Consider the following 24,748-nt stretch of genomic DNA (forward strand, 5'->3'; position numbering starts at 1 on the left):
GTCGTTAAGAAAAAGCCAAGCCGATACCCTAGAAAAAACAATGCCGATCACCTTAAGTGAACGGCATTAGAGAACATACTCTGGCTTTTTTGCATCTAACTGTCAGTGAAACAAGAAATAAATTCGATATCGATTAGACTCAAAAGAGTCAAAGTGAATTCAGAGGAGTGGTTATGCTCTCATATCAGGCCAATCGAAGTATCGAGATAGAAAGAACACAAAGTGAAATCATCAACTACCTAAAAGATTGTACTCGTTGGCCTGAGTGGTCGCCGTGGATCATTCTCGAGCCTGACTGTGAGCTAAGTTACAGTGATGAGCAAGGTGTGGTAGGGGCAGGGTATCAATGGAACGGAAAACGAATTGGTACTGGTGCCATGGTTCTCGAAAGTACTCAAGAGCATCGATTGGACATGGAGCTTCACTTCTTTCGGCCTTTAAAAACTCATGCGAAAGTTACTTTAATCGTGACGCCGTCACAAGCTGGTTGTACCGTCGAGTGGTTAATGCAATCACGTGTACCTTGGTTCTTATTCTTTCTAAAAAACGTGTTTAAGTCCATGATCGAGATGGATTATGACCGTGGCTTACGTATGTTGAAAAGCCAGTTGGAAACAGGGCAAGTGTTATCCCTGCTCACTGATTTGGGTTCCCGAAAACAAAATGAAGTCAGCTACATTGGATTATCCGGTGCGGGTACGATTCCTGATCTTGGCCCCATGATGCAATCGCATTTGGCGCGATTGTATGAGATGGCAGAGCAAGAAAACCTGCCTGTCACTGGTGAGCTATTTTGCTACTACCTATCCATGGATATGAAGCAAGGATACTTTGAGTTCATTACTTGTTTGCCTGTCAAAGCTGGCGTTGTCGCGACTGGTGAGTTTGTTGCCGGAACTATTTCCGAAAGTGACACCTATGTGATTGAACACAAGGGAGAGTATCAATTTTTGGGGAATGCGTGGTCGTATGCGATGAAGCTTACTCGGCACAATGGCATCAAAGTGAAGACCAAACCACTGGGCATTGAACGCTACCTTAATAACCCGAATGACACTGATAAAGCAGACTTGTTGACTGAGGTTATTGTGTTCAAGAAATGATGTGCGTTGTAAAACTATGAAGCAACGCCATTTTTCATCCTAAGTGCATGATAGTATTGGCATACAAATTAGAACGATACTCAAGTTGATGTGTGCCTTTATGGTGCCATCGCACTATGTCATGGATGAGATATGAGACTTAAATACTCCCTAATTACCGCGAGCCTCTTGGCGACCCATTCTTACGCAGGTGACGCGCCGAAGAGCATTATCTATATGATCGGTGATGGCATGGGGCCAGCCTTTACGACCGCTTATCGCTATTATCATGATGATCCAAACACAGATGAAATAGAGCCGACGGTTTTTGATTCTATTTTGGTTGGTATGGCGAAGACGTATCCTGATGATGCGACTTACGTTACTGACAGTGCTGCAAGTGCTACCGCTCTGAGTACCGGTATCAAAAGCTACAATGGTGCTATCGCGGTGGATACGGATAAGAAGCCGATCAAAACGATGTTAGAGATGGCGAAAGAGAAGGGCATGACCACAGGTTTGGTGGCCACATCGCAAATTAACCACGCAACGCCTGCAAGTTTTGCCGCTCATAATGAATCTCGCCGAAACTATGACGATATCGCCAATGATTACATCGACAATAAAGTGGGTGAGAAATTACCAGTCGATCTACTCTTGGGCGGTGGTGTTCGCTATTTCGAGCGTGAAGACCGTAATTTAGTTGACGAGTTCAAGCAGCAAGGCTACCAATACGTTGCCGACTTTGGTGAGCTTCCTGCACTACAAACTTTACCCGCCTTAGGCTTGTTCGCGGATAAGGCATTTCCGTTCGCACTAGATGAAAACCCCACTCGCCTAGAAGAGATGACCAACAAAGCGCTTTCTCTATTACAACGTCAAGACAATGGCTTCTTCGTGATGATTGAAGGTAGCCAGATCGACTGGTGTGGGCATGCGAACGATATTGCGTGTGCGATGGCGGAGATGAATGATTTTGCTAAGTCAATTGAATTGGCTAAAGCGTATGTCGATGCTCACCCTGATACTTTATTGGTGATCACCGCTGATCACTCAACTGGCGGCTTAACAATTGGTGCGAATGGGCAGTATCAGTGGGACACTGAGGTGATTAAGGGTGTTCACAAAACAGCATGGCCTTTAGCGATGTCTCTTGCGCAATCCCATGACATGATCGCGACATGGGATGAGTCGGTCGATTGGTCATTATCTAAAGATCAAGGTCGAAAGCTGGCATACGCTAAATTGAGTGAAGAGCCAGCTAAAGCCCTCTACAAGGAAGTGAAAGCGATCATTAATGAGAAGAGCTACACTGGTTGGACGACAAAAGGCCATACTGCAGTTGACGTCCAAGTGTTTGCTTATGGGCAAGGTGCGGATAAGTTTGTTGGTTCGCAAAATAACACTGACATCGCGAAGAAGTTAATCAGTTTTATTCAGTAGGCTCTCAACTCAATAGATTAAAACTGTCCGCTTCTCGTAAGCGAAAAGAAAATGCCTCAGCATGTGCTGAGGCATTTTTTATAGGCCAACTTCTCTTGTTAGAGAATTATTGTGCACGGTATTTACCGCTGTTTAGTTCAATTTTAGACGCTTTTACGCGACTGTCAGCATTTAGGTAATCGCTGATACCCAGTAGATCTTGACCTTCCGCAGCTTTGAATACGGCTGATTCACCCTGTGCAAAGACGACGTCAAGTTTGAGCTCTTTAGCTACTGCCTTAGCATCGGCTGGGTTTTTCACCGTAACAAAGATAAGGCCCGTTGCTTTAGATACGTTACTAAACGCATTCTTAAACACTTCATCACCAGCGTGTAGCTCTGCCGCTTCGGCAAGGCTATCAACAGAAAGCTTACGGTAATCTTGGCCGTTAATTTGCACGGCATCAGATGCGACAAACAGTTCAGGTGTAGGTTGCTGAGCCAATTGTTGCTCTGCTTGTACAGCCGCTGCCATTGTCGATAGAGCCAGAATAGAAAATGTCATAAATTTCATGTGAATGACTCCTTAGTGACCGAAGATACGCATAGACCAGTTTTTGATAACACCTGGTTTTGCGTTGTTAGCCATCGGTACATCATAGATAGCTGAAGAATTGAAATATGCAATGAATGAGAACACTTCATCGCCGTTGGTATCGATCGCTCGTAGTGTCCATTCGCCTTTCGCGTTTTCACCGTAGAATTGGTTAGAAAGCATCAACTGGTTTTCATAACCCGCTACTGTTGGATCAAGAGATTGACCAACGAGACCATTACGCGGTGTTTGCAGAACTGAACGTGTACCTGATGGAGAAATCAGCTCAATTGCCAAATCTGGTAGACGCGAGTGTTCAAGTGTAAGTTTCACTTGTACTGACTCAACAGTAATGTCATCGGTAATAGCAATCGCTGAAGAACCACCCGCCAAGCTTGCGTCTGGAACCCTCACTTCCGTCGCATTGCTTGCCCAAGGTGTAATAACTTGTGCAGGTAGAACATTGTTTGTCATACGAGCACGTTTCATCGCTTCATCTAGGTTAACTGCGCCAAAACCATAGAAGGTATGGAAGTCAACGCCAGCTGCGTTTGTCTGCCATGGTGAAATCGCTTCGTAGCTGACCAAGTCTCCTTGGCTATTAACGAACTCAAGTTGAACACCTGAGTGGTCTTTGTCGGTTACGCTTGCTGTTTCTGCTAGTAACGCACGGACATCACGAGCGGTCAGCGCATGGTTGGTTGACATAATCGCCGCAATTGCACCAGAGGTGTTTGGCGCCGCTGAAGACGTACCATTCATTGTGCTGGTGTAGTTACAGTTCGGATCTTGCTCAGTACCGCCGTGAAGGCCGTTAATACCTAAATCTGCACTGGTGTTTTGACCTTCTTCACAGCCTACTAAGTCTGTCGTGACCATTGCTGGGAAGTCTTGACCGTATTCACCTGCTGGTGCTGCGACCCACACGTTAGCACCAACGGATGAGTAGCTTGCACGAGTTCCGTCAGCACGAAGTGCGCTGGTTACAAGGTTATAGTAACTCGCATTGTCGTAAGACTGTGCTGCGTTATGCATTGGTAGGCCTTTGTTGCCACCGCCTGCGAAGAAGTCGCTAGGAAGCACGAAGAAACGGCCAGTGTTGAAGTAGCGGTAACCATTACCAGCAGATTTAACGAAGACAGCACCACGACCCCAAGCATTACGCTCGCTGACGTCTTTCATTACATCCATTTCGAGCTTGAACTGCGGGTCGTTCTCGTCGAATGGAATAGGGTAGATTGGGCTAAAACCATAACTTTGGTTGAAAACGCGAACATCGCTGGTTGCAGCGTCCATGCCGTGAGAAATCAACCAGCCTTCCAGCGTTTGGTTTGCGAGCCAGTTAAAGCCCATTAGAGAAGAGCGAGAAGCTACGCCGCGAACGCCTTCACCGTTATTACCAACCGCACTGATTAGGCCAGCAACAGCGGTACCGTGGCCATTTGTATCAACTGGGTAATCGGCTGGGAATGAAGAGTCTTCAACGAAGTTTCTACTACCTGTGACTACGTTACCTGCAAGGTCTGGGTGATCGATCTGTACGCCAGAGTCAATAACGGCAACTTTTACACCAACACCAGCAATGCCCATCGCTTGTGTTAGTTTGGTGTTCAAGTCATTACCCGTAACGGCAGGATTTGCTGCAAATGCAGTTTGGCCTGTGTTGTCTAGGTGCCATTGCTCTGAGTAGAGCGGATCATAAGCCGAGACGGCAGGAGAAAGGCCTACTGCTAACATTGCAGCGAATAGGCGATTAATGCGTGTTTCCATTTGTGACCTCATGTCTTTGTTTGGAATTTTTGTCCCTGTTCGATACTCCTTTAAACAGGTCTAAACAAAGCTAGCGGCTTAGAATGGAAACGAAAACTGTTTACATCTTATTTACTTTTGTTTTTCGACGCACGACATTTTCTTGACGATAAGTGGTTGAAGTCACATTAGAATCTAGATATTTGCAGGAAAGATTGCATGTTTAAAAAGCAGAAAAACTAGAGAATTTTTCTGCTTTTTATGGAATGGGATGATTTATATGGCAGGTTGTATGGTTGCCGCAGGTTCTGTCGGGGCTTGTTCTTTACGAGACAGCAGACCGTCAACCACTTTTTCTACATAAAACTTCTTATACTCCTTATCACACCAACGCTTGTTCAAACCGCGACGGTTGAATTCGGCACCTATTGCCACGCGGGTTTGATTTGATGCGCGGTTGTAATACAGGGTTTCACATAACTGCATGTTGCTCATCTGCTGAGCGTACACATTAACACTGCTGCTTCTCATTCCTAATTGCGCGGCTTGCTGATTGCTGCACGCGGCCAATACTAATGGCGACAGTGCAGCGAGAATCCATGTTTTTTTCATTGTGTTTTTCTATGACGTCGAGTGAATTTGGTACTGGTTTCGACCAGATTGTTTGGCATCGTACAGAGCTTGGTCAGCGGCAAAGAACCATTGATCCCACTCCTGTTTGATGCTTTGCGCACTTAGCTCGTTAACTGCGCCGAGTGAGATTGTCGCGCCTAGCGATTCAGAGTCAACCTCAAGGTTGTTGTTTTCAACTGCAAGTCTCAAACGATCTAACGTTTTTGCACAGTCATCAGCGTGTCTAATTTCGAACAGCAGCACAAACTCTTCGCCACCCCAACGGACGAGTAAGTCTCCGGCGCGTGTCGCCTCGTCGAGAATACGTGCAACGTGCAACAGCATTTTATCGCCTAGGTCATGGCCATACTGGTCATTGAAGGCTTTGAAATGGTCAATGTCAATAACGGCAAGGGCAAACTTACGAGCAGGGCTTCGACGCGCCATTTGATCCAGCCAACTAGGCAGATAGCGACGATTATGCACCTTCGTTAGCGGGTCAGTGGTATTTTGCTGCGCCAACTCTTCGTTGATCTTGTTCATTTGACGAATGTAACGGAAAAGCCAAAAACCGATAGCGGCCGCAATAAGGAAGTAGAAGATTTCGCGATAGCGTTGGGATTCAAGCTCAGAAGCTTGGAGCGCATTCTTCGCTTCGAGCAGGGTCAATTCTTTCTGAGCCAGCTTCGCCTCTAAGTCGAGTTTGATATTGATCATCTCATCGCCATGAACATGGCTATCAAAGCTTTTTTTTAAATTACGTAAACGGCCCAAATTATCGAATGCTTTTTCAAATTGTTTTAATTCTTGGTTGGCGCGAGCGAGTACTAAATACAGGTCCATTTGCTGCTTAGTCTCTGCACTTGCCGTTTCACTTAGGTCTTCTAATGCAGTTTTTGCACTCTCAATTGCTTGCTCATACTTCCCATCCTTAAGGTAGGCTTCGGCAAAAGCTTCGTGGCAGGCGGCTTTTAGGCCTTTTAAGTTTTGCGGGTTCGGAAGTTCTAAACATGTCTGTGCAAGTTGATAAGATTCTTCCATCTTACCCAGTGTGCTAAGAAGTTGGGATAAGTTAGAAACGGAGTTATGCTTAATTCTGACTGAGCCCGTTGCCATGGAAAGTTGTGCTGCTTGCTCGAAGTAACGTTCTGATTCTTCGTACTTTTCCATGCCATAGTTAATGACACTTAAGTTCGCATACATGATGGCAAGGAACAAGCTGTTGTCATACTTATCATCGCTGTTTAAGTAGCCATTAATTGCTTGGTCGAGATAGGTTTTTGCCCGATCCCAGTCCGACAGTTCCATATAAAGTGAAGCGATGTTGTTGAGTGTCATCGCAATCTGGATTTCAAACTCAGATCCTTCCAGCAAATCATAAGCGGTTCGATAACGTTTTAAACCGGTTTGTACTTGAGCGCGTTGAACCTCTGCATTCCCAAGCCAGCGGTAAGCTCGACCTTGAAGAGAGTTATAGCCAATCTGGCGAGAGATATTGATGACATCGTGCAGAAGAAGCTCGCCTTGCCAAACTTCGTCTGCTTCTATCAGTTCGACGGCTTGGTTTAACTTTGCTTCTGCAATCACCCAAGGCAAATCATGTTGTTTTCCGAATTCAACAAGGTCAGGGAGCTCTGGAATTGGAACGCCTTCGTAACGCTCAAGATAAATACGGGCGAAGTAATAAAGTGCTTGTGAATCCGGAGAGGCGTCCGCGGGTAATGTGAAGTCGTTTGATTTGATTGAGCGAGGCTTACCGATAGAGTCGAAATAAAATTCCAACATCGGGTCGTCTTTTATCGAGATATGGTGTCTGAGGTAACTTTCTTTGTTCGCGTGGTCTGCAGAGAAACTGCTGGTTGAACACATCGCGCCAAACACAATCGGAAATAGATACCGTAACGTTTTAAACGGTATAAGCTTTAGACGGTTGATAAAAGCGAACTCTTCAAAGTGAAACACGCAAGAAGTCTATCATTTCTCATCTATGAATAACCACAGATTTAGTTGTTTTATCTGTACATTAAAAGTAACTGTTCAATGAGTGAAAATAGGCCACTGAAATACCGGCGTTTTTAATACAAATTGCTCAAAAATACACGGTTGGACGGATGTCTTTCAGCTTTTCTCGTTAAAGGTTGTTGCCATAAAAATCTTAACAATAGAGTAGGGGAAAGATGAGTAGGTAACTCTGTTCATAAAGAGGATAAACGATGGGGTAACAGCTCGTAAAAAATCCTTCAATCTCTAAAATTTCATTTAGCTGTCATAAATATTTAATATTGGTATGTCTTGTGAAAAAACATCTTTTTAGACATAGTGTTATTAAGCCATGAAAAACTGGCTGTTCCAACTAAAAAGGAGATTGCCTATGCACAACGAAATGATTCAACCTTCTCGCTTTGGTATTATCGGTCGTACTTGTATCGCTTCAGTACTTATGATCGCAGGTGTTTTCACTCTTATGTAATAAGACGGTAGTTCATCAGTACAGCTAAGAAAATATGTCAAAATTCAGGGAATTACCTTAACAAAAAATAAGGTATTCCCCTGAAAATCCTATCTAAGTCTCTATTCTTAACTCAACAAGCTAAAAACCAACGCACTTACTGCGATAACTCCCGTCATAAGTACAAAGTAGGTCGATGCTTTTCCACGATACTTCTGCAGTCCTTTTACTTTGTATACCGCTAGCATTGGCATAATGAACAAGATCATTGCGATGACAGGTCCCGACAGGGCTTCCATCATCCCCAAGATGCTAGGGTTCATGATCGCAGCAATCCAAATAGACACAAACAGTACAACAACACTGATGCGATCTACGCGTTGCTTTGGCATATCAGAATGCTTAGTGATCAAACCATTCAAGCTTTCACGTGCACCAAGGAAGTGACCAAGGAAAGAAGAGGTGATCGCGACAAATGCGACAAGTGGACCTAACGTTGCAATAAAAGGATTGTCCGTAGCGTTTGCTAAGTAAGACAACACAGATACGTTTTGCTCTTTTGCTTCTGCCAGCTGCTGCGGAGATAGCGCAAGCACGCAAGAGAAGACAAACAACAGCACAAAAGCGATCAGCATGATGCTAGTGCGACGTAAAATAAGCTCAGACTTCGCATCCGCTGCCTCACCGTAGTGACGACGTTGAACATTGGCAAAGCTTGAGATTGCTGCCGCGTGGCTGAAAGAAAAAATGACGACAGGAATCGCCAACCACATGGTGCTTGCAAAAGACGACATTTCTGGCGCGTCCATTACTGGCATGCTCCAGTTTGGCATTAAGTAGAATGATAGAAACGCCAGAATCGCCACCAACGGATAAACCATGATGGCAAAGGCACGCAGCATTACTTTTTCACCCGCCATCATGATAGCAATTAAGCTAAACACTAATACGCCAGACAGTAGGGCACGCGGTAAAGGCTCCATACCCGCTTGATTGACCATAAAGCTGTCGACAGTATTGGTAATGCCAACGCCATAGATTAGGAGGATTGGGAAGATAGAGAGGAAGTATAGCAGCGAAATTGAACGACCCGCTTTCGCGCCAAAGTGTTCTTCTACCACATCGGTAAAATCAGCGTTCTTGATCTTTGAGGACAGGACAAATCGGGCAAGACCACGGTGAGCTAAGTAAGTCATTGGGTATGCAAGAACGGCCATCACAACTAGAGGCCAAAAGCCGCCAATACCAAGGTTAATCGGCAAAAATAGAATACCCGCACCAACAGCAGTACCAAACAAGCTTAATAGCCAGTGTGTATCGTGCTTTGTCCAAGTATTTGTGGTGTTTAATTCACTAAAATTTAACGTATCTCGAGATTCTTTCACTTAAAACTCGCTTTTATAAAAATAATAATCGCGCGGATGGTATATGTTTTAGTGATTGTTATCACATCGAGTTTGTGGTGAATCGTGCTAGTGAAAAGGTGGTGGTGTAAACTATCGAACCATGAAAATTTGAAAAAAGCGATATTTAGTTTCAGTTTGGTGTGTGTGAGTTGAAATAATATTGCGAAGTTTTATGATTTTATGGTTTTAGATGTTGTGGTTAAGCTTTGTTCGATAACATTGTAAGGTGTTCAGAGAGCGGAATCGGTTTAGAAACGCCAAACCCTTGAGCAAACTGGATATTTAATGCTCTTAATGTCTTTATATGATCTTCTGTCTCTACAAATTCAGCAACAGTCATGTGGCTAATGCTCCTTGGCTAATGGCTTGGACGCAAATAGTCAAAGCTCGCTTACCCTGTATCGAAGTCGTCAAGTCAGATAGTTGAGCCCTTTTGTCGTCAGACTTATAGAGCAACGACCGACTGAACGCTGATCGGGAGTTTGTGCTTTTAGTGAGAGAAAGGTGTGCTCAATTCACCAGTTATCCAGTTCAAGTCGTAAACCAAATTCGATAATCAGCGGAAAGAACTCTCCTGGTGACACCAACGTAACTCCGCTGGGTCTAGGAGGTAAAAGTATCTCAAACTTCGCTACTTGGTGTACCTCGCTAAGTGCGCAGTAAGGCTCGCAGTAGAGTTCTAACTCGTTTTTACGAAAACACTGCTGAATTCAATTTAATTAATCAAGAGTATTCTTTTGCTCTTGCTCCTGAGTAATTCAGTTCACACAGCAATGTTCGTGACCTTGTTGTTCGCACAGTTTAGAAAGTAATGGATCGAGGCTTTCGTCTCTGTAAAACGAAACACACCGTATTATACGTTTTACCAAGCTTATCGCTTGATCATCAAAGAACAAGTAAAAGTAAAAATGATCTAACAGAGCGATAAGGGTTTCTAACTCAGCGTCCATATCAGGTAGGCTCGAAGTATTACTTAGCAAGCCGCTGACAATCGGAGATAAATAGGTACGTTTTAAATGCTCAGTATTGGAGGCAAGATATTGGTGACAAAGTAAGGGCTAATTATTCAATCCGGAGCTTAACTTAAGCTAACAATGATCGATATTTCAGGAAGAAACAGCTGTTTTACTTTTACAAACTATTACCTTAAAAGCTACTTTTTGGTAATGAAGATCTAATGATGAGAAACTACAGAGCTGAATCTTGTAGTTTCTCACCATATCCCATGATACAGGTTTACATTGGGGCTGTTACTTAAATAACTACATTGAGTAATTCAAGCCGATCCAGAAAGAGCGTCCAATCTGGTAATTAGATTCGCTTCCGTTAACTTCATCGAATAGGTTCTTGATTCGTAGGTCAATTGAAGCGTTGTGTTGTTTATATTTCAGGAAGCTATAAGTCGCATTTAAGTCAACAGTGGTTTTTGCTTTCATCTCCTCGATGTCGTAAATATCGTACTTACTGCCATCAGTGTCGGTGTAGTTATCTTTAGTGTCTGTAAGATATTCGTACTTACCACGGTAGTAAATTGTTGCGTTAGTCATTAGCACGTCATCAAACCATAGTGCTGACCATGAGGCTGATGCTCTAAATGGTGCGGCATAGTTTTGACGAGCGTCATCCTCATACATATCAGCCATCGTCATGATTTGACCATTGTAATAAACAAGCTCAGTCTCATCCTCCGGGTCAGCTGTATAGTCGACTAATCCATTGTTCTTGGTTTCAGACCAAGTTGCGTTGACGTTGAAGAAGTGCTTTTTATAATTACCTGACCACTCTATTGAGTAACCGTAGTAATCGCTCTCTCCGTTATTTGTCATTTCATAGTAGTCATCACCATTCGCATCCGTTAGCTCATCACTTTTAGCAAACTGTGAGCGGTTTTGACGATAAACGGTTTTGAAGCGTGCATTACCATCTAAGAAAGTAGGGATGGTAATCGCTAGTGTCAGTTCGTCACTGTATGGTGTGTCTAGGTCAGAATCACTGTAGTTGTCAACACTTGGCTGGCTTGAACATTCATACCAATCACCAGGTACGCCACCCCAATCGCCATCACTGGTGTCTTTCATATCACGTTGATAACAGGTGTGCGCAGGTGTTTGCTCTTTGATCGCGTACCCAATCATCTTGTTGGCATAGTAACGGTTTGCACCAACGGTTAGGTATGTCTCTTCGGTAAACTCCCAGCTCGCAGTTAAACGCGGTGCAAGGTTATGGTTTTCCATAAAGTCATCGTATGAGTAGCGCGTACCGGCTCTCATTTCTACGGGGCCAAATTGAGTCAGATATTCTGCCCAAAGTGCATGGCTGTATACACCGACATCGGCATCGAATGCGTCATATTTCAAATATTTCCAGTTAGCCATGTCCGGCGTACAAGATTGATCGTTAGGATCACAAACGAAATCATCAGTTCCAGACTTTTTAATGTTGTAGTAGTAATACACGTCCTCTGGTCGAGATTTACCTGCATCGGTGTATTTTATTTCGCTACCGTAATTTAGCGTACCTTGGTCAAGCATGGTTGAGAACGAGGTAGTCCAGGCGTAATCGGTCTGCAACTGTTCTAAGTCGCCGATACCACCATCGTTACAGTTTGAAGTGGTATTACACCAGTCCAAGAACTCTCCATCCATTTGGTATCGTTCACTATTTGACGTTCGTGATGCGTCGTTATGTAAGACAGAAATTTTGGTGTTCCAATCTGTCGCTCCGGAAAAACCAGTCGCACTCAAATAACCTTGTGTGCCTGACGAGTTGCTTATGGTCAGGTCATTACGAGCATTCGGTAAATCGCGTTCACTTTCGTAAGGGCTATGAATGATCTGGCCTTCAAAGGTGAGGTTATCTCGATATTCATAAACCCCTTTTAATAGGAAGTTTTCAGAAGTATCACCATTGTTGCCAGTTGTACCACCGTACTCTTCATCTTGTGTATATTCGACTTCAGACGTACTTTTGCTGTAGGAGGCGAGAACACTAAGCTTCTCTGTCAGTGGCAGATCAAAGCTGACGGTAGTTTGTTGTTTAGTGAACTCTGGTGGTGCGATTGGATCATCATCAGGATCGATTTCGGTAGGCTTGTGGTATTCTACCATACTGTCGTTTTGGAAACTGGTGCTCAAGCTGAAGCCAAACTCCTTTTTAGGCTTGCGAATCTCATAGTTCACAACACCGCCCACAAAGTCGCCATGCTCCGCTGAGATGTTGGAGTCCATGATCTCAACAGAGCCAATCAGATCGGGGGTTACATAAAGGCTTTGACTCGTTTGTCCTACAACATTGTTCCAATCTAAATCTCCACCACTCGGGTCGGTGACATCATGGATAGATGTAGCCGAGACACCATCTATCTGGATGTTGTTGTCGTAATAGTTACCGCCTGAAATCGAGAAGTTTTGTGGGCGAATAGACTGGATATTTTCTTGAGTGGCGTCGTCTAAACTGTTGTCCATCTGAACGTATGGTGACGATTTCAGTAAATCTGTTGTATCAATACCACCCGATTTATTGTTCTGGACACTGGTTTCACTCATCACCGATGTACCTGAGTCAATCGGGTCATAGCTTTCATAAATACCATCAGAGTTTACAGCTGAGTCGTTACTGCTATTTCCACCCGATATTTCAATATCCCCAAGATCAACTGGTTCATTGGCGTAGCTGATTGGGCTCCCTAAAGCTGACAATGTTGCCAGTGAGAGTAAATACTTATTCATTTTTTTCGGTTCTTTTGTTTTTGTTTAAAGATTCAAGAGATGACTTTTTGCGAGTCATTTGACTGCTCTCTTCTGATCCCGTTACTAGCGGAACTATTAATCGTATTGATAATTATTTTAAAAATCAATCCTCATAATACATGGATAAAATACTATATTATCAGTAAAATTGTATACAAATTGGGGTGTTAAGCATCTTTGTGGCGATTTCTGCATACTTTAAAGATATGTTTGAATGAGATCTCCATTGAGAAATCATGGTCTTTTTCAGTATTAGTCTTGAATATGCCGCGCATAATATAGTAGTCTTCGAATCGATTTCAACCCTTAATGAGAATGTTGTTAATAACTATTATCAAGTGCTTCTCTTATTGTGGGTGATTTTTTATTCATTATGGTGTTATGTTAGTATTATGTGTATTAGTAAATGCTTTTTTAGCTTTGTTGTTACATTCTTTATGGTTTTAACAAGTACAGAAGCTTTCGCGAAAGAAATTCAATGGAGTTCAAACCTCAGTCACGGCTATTTGAATAATGGCTTTCAGTATGTTTTTCATAACAGCCAATCACCAAAAGACCCTTTCAATCTTCGTTTAATCGTTAATGCAGGTTCTGTTGATGACGAGCATCGTGGTATGGCTCATATAGTTGAGCACATGGTGTTTCGCTCGAATCGTGCACACAGCATTGACATGCACCGTATGTTCGATCAATTAGGCTGGAGGACTGGTACTCAAATCAATGCTATGACTCGCCAAACTGAAACGCAGTACATGGTGAGGACACGTCCTAATGACTCATTAGATGCTCAGCAATCTGTTAAGTTACTGAGTGACTTAGCCTTTGGTGCAAAAATGAACGACCAAGACTGGCAGGTTGAACGTGGAGTCATACTTGAAGAGATGCGAAGAGGTGCTGGCGTTGCAGAGCGAGTCAATACGGCTAAAAAGCAAGTGGTTAGAAATGGCTCTCGTTATGTAGATCGTCCGACTATTGGTACTAAGGAAGATATCTTAGATGTAGAGATTGACGATATTCGATCTTTCTATTCTAAATATTACGTGCCGGGCAATATGACGTTGGTCGCGAGTGGTTATTTTGATAATCGCCAACTCATCGAAGCTATCGAAAATACCTTTGGATCTGAAGACGTAGCACCTGTACCAAAAAGAGATTATGTAAAGCTTCCTCTCAAAGAGGGCTTGGTGATTGGTAAGGTTCAAGATCCAAAAGGCACAACCTCAGCCGTCGTTTATGGCTTTAGAAGTGAAATGGAGCCAAGTATTACTGAAGCGGGTGCCTACCAAAGACTGCAAAATTACTTTATTAGAAAGTTAGTAAAGCCCTATGTTCGTGCATCAAAATCTGAGTACGATGCGTCGATTTCATCAGTTCACATCTCTTTTAGCGAGCCGACCAATGACAGGTTTATTGCTGCGATGGCAGCTAAGACAACCGACCATGCTTTAGGTCAGCAAGTCGTTCTGAAAGAAATTGAGCGACTGAAACAGAACGGAATCAGAGAGTCAGATTTGCTGGCTATGAAAGAGAAGGCAAGAGCTTCAGTTCAAAGAAACCGAAAAGTAATTCCCAAGCGTGATTTTGCTAAATGGGAAGACAAACTTACATCTGCGGTGATGCAAGGAAGCGTGGAAGAAGATTATGAGATAAAATCTGCACGTACGCTTAGATGGATCGATGCTTTAACCGTTGAAGAACTTAACGAGCGTCTTAAGCAGGTCCTAAGTGCGCCTGATCAGTTTATGTTCTACCAGATCCCTGGTGGGCAACAGCGCAAATTGCCTTCAATTGAGGAAATCAAACAACTTTCAAAACAGATTTCATCGCAACAATATGCGGCTATGAAAGTGGTCTCTGCATCAAAAGCAAAATCGGCTCAACATATTGAAGGTACGAGTAAGATTAACTCTTCTCAGGTTGCTAAACTTGCCAAACCGACACTTCCAAATCCACATGTAATAAGCAAGCATAAATACTTCTCACCAGCAGTCGTTCAATGGAAGTTGGCCAATGGTGACCAAGTGATTTGGTTAGATCGCAAAACTTCTGATGGTGATCTCTATATTAAGGCCTTATCTAAAGCTGGTTACTACAGTACTACCTATCAACCGTGGCTGCTTCAGGCCGCTCAGCAAGTTTGGCAACAAAGTGACTTCAAAATGATTTCTAACCAATCGCTGCAGCAGTGGCAAAAGGAGCATAATGCTACTTGGAGCTGGGCACAAACAGGCAGCCAATTAGATTTATCTGCGAAAGTAGACTCATCAAGACTAGAGCCATTAATGCGTTCTTATTGGATAACCCAAACGGGGTGGACGCTCGATGCTGAGCAGTTTGAAGAAGCTAAGGAGGCCATTAGCGGTTCTGTTCATACTATGACTGACTACGAGATCGAACGAGCAGAATTGTGGGGAACACCAAAAGGCGTTTCACCAACCACAAGTGAGGTTGAAACTCTGACCAGAAATCGCTTTGTTTCAGCTGTTGAGGCGCTAAACCAACAACCAGTATCCTTATTTATTGTTGGACAGGCGACAGAGCAACAAATTGAAAGCTCGGTACTTCCTTACCTATCAGCGGTACCACGTCAATCCGATTTTGAAGCTCGCTCCCCAGTATTGCCGAGTGGTCATCACACACTACAGCAAGCTATCTATGACGAAGATAAATCAACGGTCACGATCAAAAGTGAAGCTGACATGATTTGGACTCCAGAAGCGAGCTTCCTTGTATCGACGCTTAACCCTATTGTGCAAAAAGCACTGAAGAACAAACTTCGTCATGAATTAGGAGGCGTGTACACGATTCGATTCGAGATGACGTTAAACAAAGATAATAAGGTGCGCTTGTCGACTGAGTTTACGACTGCACCAGAGAAAGTCGACATGCTTGTTGCTGCTCACAATACAGTAATGGAAAACCTCCCAGAGCAGTTGTCTTTGGAAAACTATAGTCGTATTCAAAGCGATATCCATTTCGCAGAATCACTGAGACTTTCTGATGCAAATACTTGGCTGCGTCGTTTGGCACTCAGTTACCAAAAATATCATGGCCCAGATTATTTGTTGTCGATGAAAACATTAGAGCAGCAAGTCACTGAGCAGAAATTAGCTGAGATCGTTGAACAGATTTTCCCTCTATCTAAGCAAGCAATTTTGATTGGCACGCCAGTGTCATCTAAAGGTATTTAATTTATGTTTCGTAGTTTTTTCTTAAATAAGCGCTGGTACATTTGGTCTTGGTTGGGCAGCGTGATCATTCTTTTCGCTACCTGGTACAAGGTTCAGCTAGATGTACAAGTCAATGAATGGTTCGGTGACTTTTATAATGCAATCCAGCAAGCATTGACGAACCCAGGCTCAGTGCAAGCGGCTGATATATATGGCCATTTATGGACATTCTTAAAAATTTCGGCGATTTTCATAGCGGTTGCTATTTTACTTGAATTTTTTATGCGCCATTATGTTTTCCGTTGGCGTACTGCCATGCATCATTACTACATGGAACATTGGGACAAAGTACGTCATATAGAGGGGGCCTCCCAGCGTGTTCAAGAAGATACTATGCGTTTCGCCAATATCGTGGAGCGTCTAGGGGTATCGTTCTTACGTTCATTGATGACGTTATTGGCGTTTCAACCTGTTCTATGGGAGTTGAGTAAACAAGTAAAGTCGGTGCCATTTTTTGGAGAAGTTGAACACGTTCTTATCTACGTGGCCATTCTTTCTGCTCTGTTTGGTACGGTATTACTTGCGTTAGTCGGTGTGAAATTACCAGGCTTGGAGTTCAATAACCAAAAGGCCGAAGCAGCTTTGCGTAAAGAGCTAGTGCTTGGTGAAGACGACCAAAAACGTGCTCAACCACAATCGGTAAAAGAGTTGTTTCAACACGTGCGTACCAATTACGTCACCATGTATCGTCATTATCTCTATTTTGATTTATTTAAAGTGAGCTACCTGCAGCTCTCTTCAATAATGCCATACATCATGTTAACGCCAACCATCATTGCTGGCCTTATTACCTTTGGTACCATGCAGCAGATTATACGCGCCTTTAATAAAGTGGAGGGATCTTTACATTACCTTGTGTTCAGTTGGTCCACCATCGTCGAGTTGATTTCTGTTTACAAGCGACTCAAAGCCTTTGAGCAGCATATCCAAGCCGAAGAGAAACAAGAGGTGAACTATGTTAGTTGATTCTTGGAGCATCGCGACGGGTGCGCCTTTGGTGTTGTGCTCGGTATTTTCCTTAGCGTTAGTTTTCGAACGTTTGTTTGTTGTGCTGCGGAAGCGAGGCCTTACAAGAAGCGACAATCAAGCAATCTTTCAAGCGTTGCATAAGCACGAAATGCAGAGTGCTTTGAACATTTTGAAGAATTCAAGAACAGGATATCAGTTTGTGATCGATGAGTTGGTTCATCATAAATCTAGTACCAAAGATGTCCGTGATGAGGCGATTAAAATTATGCTGGTTCGTTACTCAAATCGGCTAAAACGTCGACTGTCAGGTTTGACGACGATTGCATCACTCGCTCCCATGTTGGGTCTGCTTGGCACCATCATTGGCTTAATGCGTTCATTTCGCGACATCGGTTTGAGTGACGGTCCTGTAAATCCATCAATTGTTGCAGATGGCTTGTGGCAGGCTCTTTCAACGACAGCTGCTGGTATGGTGATTGCCGTAGTTTGTGTGCTTTGTCATGCTTTGATTAAGTCCAAAATTCGAATCCATTTGGCGGAAGCCGCTGATTTGCTCAATCACTTCTCTCACTGTATTCAGTTGGAACAAACTGACCATGATTGATTTAGAAGATGAAGAGGTATCAAGTTCACTGCAAGATGCTATGACGCCAATGATAGATGTCATTTTTGTCATTATCGCGTTCATGATGTTGATGATCAACGTGCCTTTGTTGACGATGGAGGTCGAACTTCCAAAGGCCGTTGAAAAGCCAACGTTTGCGAACGTACAAAGAAATGTGGTTTCAATTGGGATCGTTGATGGGGATGAGGCTTGGTTCGTTAACGAGACAAGAGTGCTTTCGATGGAAGCGCTTAAAGATGAGCTTACTCAGCAGAAGTTGTTGTATCCAAACCAACTGAGTGTCGTCATTCATAGTGATAAACAAGTGCCAATGGAAAGAGTCGTCGGGCTATTTGGTGCATTACAGGAGCTAGAGCTCAATGTGTCACATCTAGCTTTACAACAGTGAGGATAGAGCATGAATGTAAGATGCTCCGCCTTCACGGGCTTCGTGTGGTTTTCATTGGTGCTTCACTTTGGTGCAGCTGTTTGGCTCTATTTCTCCCCCAAGGAGGACACAATCATCGCAAAAAGCACAGACATGCTTAGAATTAGCGTTGGCTTGCAGGCAGCAATGATGGGTGCGACTGTCGTGACACCGCAAAGCGTTGCGACGCCGAAATTAGACACTGTCGATGATGCGGTAGAGCCTTCTATAGAGCCAGAGCAAATAAAACAAGCGGTTCCTAAAAAAGCACCTTCAAAGAAACCAGAGGTGCAAAAGAAAGCTTTACCAAAAGAAAAGCCACCGACGAAAGAGCGCAAAGTTGAACCTAAACCCAAAGAGAATAAAGTCGAACCAAAACCTCAAGAGTTTATGGTACAGCCTTCCCCTGAATTGCTTGCGCAAAAGAAGGTTGGGGAGCAAGGTGTTGACGGATCGAAACAACAAAACGTTCAGCAAAAAGAAACTGGTGCAGGGAATCAAGCTGGCGGTATCGCCGACGAGGCGCAGTTTGACTACTTAATTCGACAACACCTACTATCCAACAAGGTTACGCCAAAAATTCTGAAATCGCGTCGTAAACAGGGTGTGGTTGTGGTGGTGTTTACTCTCGATAGGCACGGGATTGTGCAAAATTATGAAATCGCTAAACCTTCACGTATTCGTGAGTTTGACCGAGCCGCAATAAAGCTTGTTCGACAAGCGGAACCGTTTCCTGCTGCGCCCGATTTCGTTACATGGAATCAGCGTGTATACAGCATCGATATCTCATACAGTGTGAAATAGATTACTCACAGTTTGCCTGTGAACAACAAAGTTAAGTTTTATAATGAAAATCAAATCAATCGAGGCTGCTTCCTTAAAGGTGGTTTCATCGGGCCTTACTAGACCGGACTTTAACCTCTTGCAATCTTTATGGGGGGAGAGGAAACAGTGCTCGCTAGATCTGGCGTTAAGTGAATTAACACAGGCTGATGCACGACATGAACTCAAACTACGCAGTGACGAAAGCCTTGACCTAGTTACATGGCTAAATGAATCTTTCTCTCAGCTGATGTCTCTTCATGCTGAACATACTCAATTAGGGACTGCGGTTTGCGGATCTTTATGGCAAAAGCAGTTGGTGGAGCTCATTTGTCCAACCTTGGTAGCATTGCGATGGAAGTACGGTATTGTTCCAAATATTGATGCAAAAGCGATTCATCTAAACATTGAACCAAATGGCCGAATCAATACGATTGCGCTAGAAAACCAAGTTAACCAAGCTTTGAGTGACCAAGAGTTAGATAAAAAACTGGCTGAGGTTGTCTCCAATATTGGCGCTCAGTTAGAACCTATTTTTGCGGGGCAACGAGTAAATAGAAAACGCTTTTGGGGAAATATGAGCAATGCTTTGGCTCAAGGCTTCACCCGCTTGTCTGACAAAAAGCTATATACGTCAGATGCTGATTTGAGTCAGACTGTAGAGCGGTGGTTGATAACGCTTCTGGGCGAAAAGAATAGTCTTGTTGAAATAAAAAGCGCATTGAGTAACCAAGGCCAAGCTTTGTTTGCTCGAAGAAAGACATGTTGTTTGAAGTACAAGCTAAACAAAGTACGCATGTGTAAGACTTGCAACTTAATGGACTCAGAAGAACAGCAACAGTTTTTTCAAGCAAAGTACGCCAGTTAATGTAAATCGCATACTCGACTTGAATTCTATGTTCAGTAAATAATCTCATTTAATCAGACGATTAGTTCGATTTTTGTACTGAGGACTGTGATACAGTTATGCTTGTATAAACTAATAACGACACTGCGTTTTTGTCATCTTCGAGGAACTCCTGTGATTGAAGCATTCGCGATCAAAAACTATCGCTCACTCAAAGAAATCGTTGCTCCGTTATCAAGTCTAAATGTGGTGACGGGGGCTAACGGTAGCGGTAAATCAAACCTGTATAAAGCCCTCAAGCTGCTCAGTGAAACCGCAGACGGAAACTTGATTTCTGCATTGGCTCAAAGCGGTGGACTAGAGTCTATATTTTGGGCGGGGCCAGAGCAACTATCGCGGGAGATGATCCAAGGTATAGCGCCGATTCAAGGGGCTTACAAAAAGCGAAAGCCGACTCGGTTGGAATTTGGCTTCTCTGGTGATGAGTTCAGTTACAGTATTTCTCTAGGGCTGCCATCTCCTGATGATAGTGATAATCCAGATCAGACGCTATTCCAGTTTGATCCAGTTATTCGCAGAGAGTGTATTTGGGTGGGCTCGTCATACCGGCCTGCAAGTTGTTTGGTGGACAGACAAGGCCCAATAGTCAAAATACGCGACGGTCGTTCCTGGCGCGTGCATGCCGATCACCTTTCAACGTTCGATAGTATTCTTAGGGAGCTTGCAGACCCGAGCAGCGCACCTGAAATTTTCCGAGTGAGAGAACAAATAAAGCGTTGGCGTTTCTACGATCAGTTTCGTACTGATGTCGATTCACCCATTCGTCAGTCAAGAATTGGTACCTTTACGCCAGTGCTTGATCATGAAGGTCATGGGTTGCTTGCTGCATTGAGAACCATTTATGAAATTGGCGATCGAGAAGCGCTCGCTGCTACGATTGATGATGCTTTCCCTGGAGCGACAATCTCAATCACTAAAGGCGAAGACAACCGTTTTTCATTGTTGTTCTTCCAAGAAGGGTTGCTAAGACCACTCAAAGTCTCTGAGCTTTCGGATGGGACTCTTCGTTACCTACTGCTTGTTGCTGCGCTACTGACGCCAAGGCCACCCTCTTTGTTGGTATTGAATGAGCCGGAAACCAGCTTGCACCCTGATTTACTCCCAGCTTTAGGGCGACTGATCATTAAGGCTTCTGAAGCGGGGCAAGTTTGGGTTGTTTCTCATGCATCTCGCTTAGTGGAAACGTTAGAAGAGCATCCTGAGTGCAACTCTATCTTTTTAGATAAGCAGTTAGGCGAAACTTGTATTCCGGGGCAGGGTATACTTGATAAGCCGTTATGGAAATGGGCGAACTAGTTCACCTGAGTACCCACCATATATGAAGTATTAGGGAAGCTAACGAAATGTCTTGGTTAGTTAGAAAGGTTATAGGTACAGTTGCCAGAGTAATACATTAAACTGTCTGAGTTGCTTCATTAGCTGAGCGCTACCTTGGTGGCCTAAACCATTGAGTTTGGGTAGCGTTGGTTCTAGTGAGCACGGTGAGAACGTACAACACCAGAGGCATCGCATAGACTTGTTCACGTGAAAGCAGTTCGGCATTAAAACGATTAATGATGCTAAAAACACAGATCAGCAATGTTGCAGCACCAACTACATAGGGCGAATCAGTCCAAACTTACCCAATCCCATACCAACCATGCAGAGCAATATCCTACTGAGCGTTTAGAGCAAATGGTGTAGTAAAACAGCAAACTCGTGATGATCGTGGGTATTACCCTAAAGTTGTATCCAAGCGTATCTGTAACAACGATAGAAGCCGTAAAAGAAAGTACGTGAACGCGATCTTGCGCATTCACATAGAAATTGGAGAGGCTATAGCTAACTTGTATTGCGCAAAAAAATTAGGATTTGAATGCCTAAAAACTGCCACCATTTTTTATTTTTATAATCGAGCAAAGGGCTGATTTGCTCTAATCCAGACATCGACATTATCTACTTTAATTCTGACAACTAAATCGAAGCGCTAACGTAAACGCGAGCTCTTCATTGCCATGATGTTTCGCCTAGCAAAATGAGCGTTGTTGCTCATGTTTAACGATGTTTGTATGGAAGGGTTTTTATGGAAAGTCGTGCACAATACCTCAATTTAGAAGTACGACTATCAATAAAATTGAAAGAAGTTCATGGAATCGATAGGTTCCGTCTCATTTCGCCACTATATTTCGTTCGTCATGCCGTAAGAAGAGACCACAATGAAGATCACCTCAGCAAAAAAACAAGATTTAGTTGTACTATACGAGCTCGAACACATGCTGTTTGGGCATCATGCATATCCACGATTCTTCTTCAGACAAGCATTTGATTGCTGGCATTAGGGATTGGTGGTTTCTAAACAAAACGAGCAAGTCACAGGCTATGTTTTGATGGCACAAAGTGATGAACAAAACACCCACTGGATCTTGTCACTTGCGGTAGATAGTCAGCATCGAGGAAAGGGGATTGCTCGTTCGCTTGTGGAGAATGTAATCGCAAAAGCAAGTTCCGGTTCTATCGTTAAGTTAACTGTCGACCCAAACAATGCGCCGGCTTACAAGTTGTATACTTCGTTAGGCTTTAAGGTTGTGGAAAAAGAAGTAGATTATTTCGGTGATGGAGAATCGAGACTGGTCATGGCACTAGCCCGTTAATCTTGCACTTCTGTGATTCAAACTCGCACCTAATCAGTGCATTGCCAATTATAAAGCTAAAGCTTGTTTTTTCTTAGTCATTGAAATGTTTGGCAATATAAAATTGGCATCGGGTTTGCAATGTAGATTATGTTCATCGTTCACTCGATGCGCCGCTTTTCCTTAGCAGGCGGTTAAGCGGAAAGGGTATTACTTTTTGAGCTTTTATAGGCAATGCAGCCTCTCTCGTTTCGGGAGAGGTTTTTTTTCGTAAGTAGCTCAGTATGTTAAGAGGATTCCTGCTATTGGTGCAGATCTTGATTGGCCATTTTGTGCAGGTAAACGTGAGGTAACAGGCCAACCTTGGCAACTACTGGCAGCGAAGATCTTTGCCGATAATGGTCATAAAGTGTTGATGCATGGCTATCACGCCTTTTCTTGCAGGCAAGCCATTGCGGGCAGCAATAACGTACTATTGACAATGAATGTACACCCAACGATGGAAAGTTGTTGAATCTGAATCCATTATCTATTGTTTGAAGAAGGTAAAAGATCCTAGCTCACCAGTGATGTGTTTCACCGCCGCGTTCCGTATCAGTGGTGGAACCACTGTTCAATAATCAGTGGCGTCCGACTTCGTTTCGCCGCTGAGAGTTTGAAATAAACATATGGTAAGACGTAGAGGACATGGATAATGGTTATAAAGCATACCACTACCAAACAAAAGGCTTCTCATCCTATCCCGCAAGAAGCCTTCGATTGGTACGACGAATACGCCCACGGAAAAATCTCGCGCCGTGAGTTTCTTAATAGGCTAGGTGGTTTTGCTGTGCTTGGCTTTAGCATGACAGCACTGGTTGATGCGTTAACCCCGGATTACGCACTGGCAGAACAAGTTTCATTTAACGATCCTGACATCAAAGCAACCTACGAAACCTTCCCATCTCCAAACGGGCATGGGGAAGGGCGCGGCTATTTGGTGATGCCCCAGAGGAAGACCTTAAAATCACCGACGGTGTTAGTGATTCATGAAAATCGTGGATTGAACCCTTATATCAAAGACGTGGCTAGGCGACTCGCGAAAGACGGCTTTATTGCTTTTGCCCCAGATGCCCTATACCCACTTGGTGGTTATCCGGGGAATGATGATGAGGGTCGCGCCATGCAGAAAGATATGGATAGAACTAAGATTGAGCAAGACTTTATTGCGGCGGCCAATTTCATCAAACAGCATGAGGATGGGAACGGTAAGTTGGGGGCGGTCGGGTTCTGCTTCGGTGGTTACATTGTCAATATGCTTGCAGCGGTTATGCCCGATGAGCTTGATGCAGGTGTACCTTTCTATGGAACACCTGCGGCGCAAGAGATCCAAAAGCAAGTCAAAGGGCCATTGATGATTCACTTTGCAGGGCTCGACAAGCGTGTTAACGACACTTGGCCTGCTTATGAGCAGCAATTGATCGCGACAGATGCGCAATATCGAGCGTTAATGTATGAGAACGTCAATCACGGCTTCCATAACGACTCAACAGCGCGCTACGCACCAGAAGAGGCTGCGATCGCTTGGGAACGCACATTAGACTTCTTCAAAGAACATCTCGCCTCTAGTTAAAACGCTTCAACTTTAGTTAGCACATTACGTATATATTTTAGTAAGCAAGAAACGAATAAAGCTCCAGAGACACCACAGTATGGCTCTGAAGCTTTTTACTCTTTGGAAGGATTCACCTGGAGTTCCGTATAGCCAGTTGAGTCGTCTATCGCCCTCGTGAACTCAAGTTCTAAGTAGGAGTGGATGATCAATTCTGCGGTAGTATCTATAACCGTGCCTTCCAGCAAATGCCCACCCCAGACTCGTCCTTCACGATCAGACACCGAGATATGAACGTGCTGATGCTCAGGCGTCAGGGTTCCCACCACCGAGACAATTTCAAATGGTTCTTGTTTGGTTAACGTACTCTCTGCACCTGCCAACCGAAGGTTGAGGTCAGAGACACAGCCAACGCATGAGGCAATCGAGCCTGCTTTGATACCGTGCTGTTCGACCAAATGTGCAAGGCTAAGCTTTAAGTCCATGCCTTTGGTAAGACGTACTACTATCACTTCAATCGACATG

Annotated in this window: 18 protein-coding genes and 2 pseudogenes; 12 read left to right on the forward strand and 8 right to left on the reverse strand. The window is 43.8% G+C overall.

The window, feature by feature from the left end; translation table 11 throughout:
• Positions 1-173 precede the first annotated feature (173 nt).
• On the forward strand, positions 174-1,103 hold the full coding sequence (locus tag KIV40_RS06810) for an SRPBCC family protein (RefSeq protein ID WP_285348402.1): 930 nt from the start codon (positions 174-176) through the stop codon (positions 1,101-1,103).
• 132 nt (positions 1,104-1,235) lie between these two features.
• Positions 1,236-2,525, forward strand: a complete 1,290-nt coding sequence (locus KIV40_RS06815) for an alkaline phosphatase (protein WP_285348403.1) — start codon at positions 1,236-1,238, stop codon at positions 2,523-2,525.
• A 106-nt stretch (positions 2,526-2,631) separates the two neighbouring features.
• Here KIV40_RS06815 and KIV40_RS06820 read toward each other — a convergent pair whose 3' ends face one another.
• From KIV40_RS06820 to KIV40_RS06850, 7 genes are all read right to left on the reverse strand, one after another.
• Positions 2,632-3,078 carry a hypothetical protein gene (locus tag KIV40_RS06820; protein ID WP_012129207.1) on the reverse strand — a complete coding sequence of 149 codons (447 nt, stop codon included), beginning with the start codon at positions 3,076-3,078 and terminating at the stop codon, positions 2,632-2,634.
• Positions 3,079-3,090: 12 nt separating this feature from the next.
• Positions 3,091-4,869: a S8 family peptidase gene (locus tag KIV40_RS06825; protein ID WP_285348405.1), complete on the reverse strand. Its 1,779-nt coding sequence runs from the start codon at positions 4,867-4,869 to the stop codon at positions 3,091-3,093.
• 255 nt (positions 4,870-5,124) lie between these two features.
• Positions 5,125-5,460, reverse strand: a complete 336-nt coding sequence (locus KIV40_RS06830; RefSeq protein ID WP_012129209.1) for a hypothetical protein — start codon at positions 5,458-5,460, stop codon at positions 5,125-5,127.
• A 9-nt stretch (positions 5,461-5,469) separates the two neighbouring features.
• Entirely contained in the window at positions 5,470-7,422 is a 1,953-nt protein-coding gene (locus tag KIV40_RS06835; RefSeq protein WP_285348406.1) for a diguanylate cyclase, read from the reverse strand.
• Between the two features lie 615 nt (positions 7,423-8,037).
• On the reverse strand, positions 8,038-9,294 hold the full coding sequence (locus tag KIV40_RS06840; RefSeq protein WP_012129212.1) for an aromatic amino acid transport family protein: 1,257 nt from the start codon (positions 9,292-9,294) through the stop codon (positions 8,038-8,040).
• A gap of 220 nt (positions 9,295-9,514) precedes the next feature.
• Entirely contained in the window at positions 9,515-9,655 is a 141-nt protein-coding gene (locus tag KIV40_RS06845; RefSeq protein WP_285348407.1) for a hypothetical protein, read from the reverse strand.
• A 922-nt stretch (positions 9,656-10,577) separates the two neighbouring features.
• Positions 10,578-13,043 carry a TonB-dependent receptor domain-containing protein gene (locus tag KIV40_RS06850; RefSeq protein ID WP_285348408.1) on the reverse strand — a complete coding sequence of 822 codons (2,466 nt, stop codon included), beginning with the start codon at positions 13,041-13,043 and terminating at the stop codon, positions 10,578-10,580.
• Between the two features lie 458 nt (positions 13,044-13,501).
• Between KIV40_RS06850 and KIV40_RS06855 the strand changes: the two genes are divergently transcribed.
• The 10 genes and pseudogenes from KIV40_RS06855 to KIV40_RS06900 all read left to right on the forward strand — a co-directional run bounded on the left by KIV40_RS06855 (position 13,502) and on the right by KIV40_RS06900 (position 24,244).
• On the forward strand, positions 13,502-16,255 hold the full coding sequence (locus KIV40_RS06855) for an insulinase family protein (protein WP_285348409.1): 2,754 nt from the start codon (positions 13,502-13,504) through the stop codon (positions 16,253-16,255).
• 3 nt (positions 16,256-16,258) lie between these two features.
• The gene (locus KIV40_RS06860; protein ID WP_285348410.1) at positions 16,259-17,260 is read left to right on the forward strand and encodes a putative transporter; all 1,002 of its coding nucleotides are present in this window, start codon (positions 16,259-16,261) and stop codon (positions 17,258-17,260) included.
• Positions 17,250-17,867 (forward strand): MotA/TolQ/ExbB proton channel family protein, encoded by a 618-nt coding sequence (locus KIV40_RS06865; protein WP_285348411.1) that lies wholly within the window; start codon positions 17,250-17,252, stop codon positions 17,865-17,867. Before KIV40_RS06860 ends, KIV40_RS06865 begins: the two co-directional genes overlap by 11 nt.
• Complete coding sequence (locus KIV40_RS06870) at positions 17,860-18,276, forward strand: biopolymer transporter ExbD (RefSeq protein ID WP_285348412.1); 417 nt, start codon at positions 17,860-17,862, stop codon at positions 18,274-18,276. The genes KIV40_RS06865 and KIV40_RS06870 overlap by 8 nt, the downstream gene beginning before the upstream one ends.
• Positions 18,277-18,285: 9 nt before the next feature.
• Positions 18,286-19,098 (forward strand): energy transducer TonB, encoded by an 813-nt coding sequence (locus KIV40_RS06875; RefSeq protein ID WP_285348413.1) that lies wholly within the window; start codon positions 18,286-18,288, stop codon positions 19,096-19,098.
• 43 nt (positions 19,099-19,141) lie between these two features.
• On the forward strand, positions 19,142-19,984 hold the full coding sequence (gene fhuF, locus KIV40_RS06880) for a siderophore-iron reductase FhuF (RefSeq protein ID WP_285348414.1): 843 nt from the start codon (positions 19,142-19,144) through the stop codon (positions 19,982-19,984).
• Positions 19,985-20,137: 153 nt separating this feature from the next.
• The gene (locus KIV40_RS06885; protein ID WP_285348415.1) at positions 20,138-21,319 is read left to right on the forward strand and encodes an AAA family ATPase; all 1,182 of its coding nucleotides are present in this window, start codon (positions 20,138-20,140) and stop codon (positions 21,317-21,319) included.
• An 899-nt stretch (positions 21,320-22,218) separates the two neighbouring features.
• A pseudogene (locus KIV40_RS06890) lies at positions 22,219-22,653 on the forward strand (GNAT family N-acetyltransferase).
• Between the two features lie 271 nt (positions 22,654-22,924).
• Positions 22,925-23,062: pseudogene (locus KIV40_RS06895) on the forward strand (glycosyl transferase); the annotation flags it as partial.
• Between the two features lie 264 nt (positions 23,063-23,326).
• On the forward strand, positions 23,327-24,244 hold the full coding sequence (locus tag KIV40_RS06900) for a dienelactone hydrolase family protein (RefSeq protein WP_285348416.1): 918 nt from the start codon (positions 23,327-23,329) through the stop codon (positions 24,242-24,244).
• 95 nt (positions 24,245-24,339) lie between these two features.
• Here KIV40_RS06900 and KIV40_RS06905 read toward each other — a convergent pair whose 3' ends face one another.
• Positions 24,340-24,747, reverse strand: a complete 408-nt coding sequence (locus tag KIV40_RS06905; protein ID WP_285348417.1) for a DNA-binding protein — start codon at positions 24,745-24,747, stop codon at positions 24,340-24,342.
• Position 24,748: the final 1 nt, after the last annotated feature.

Source organism: Vibrio sp. D173a, assembly GCF_030248475.1.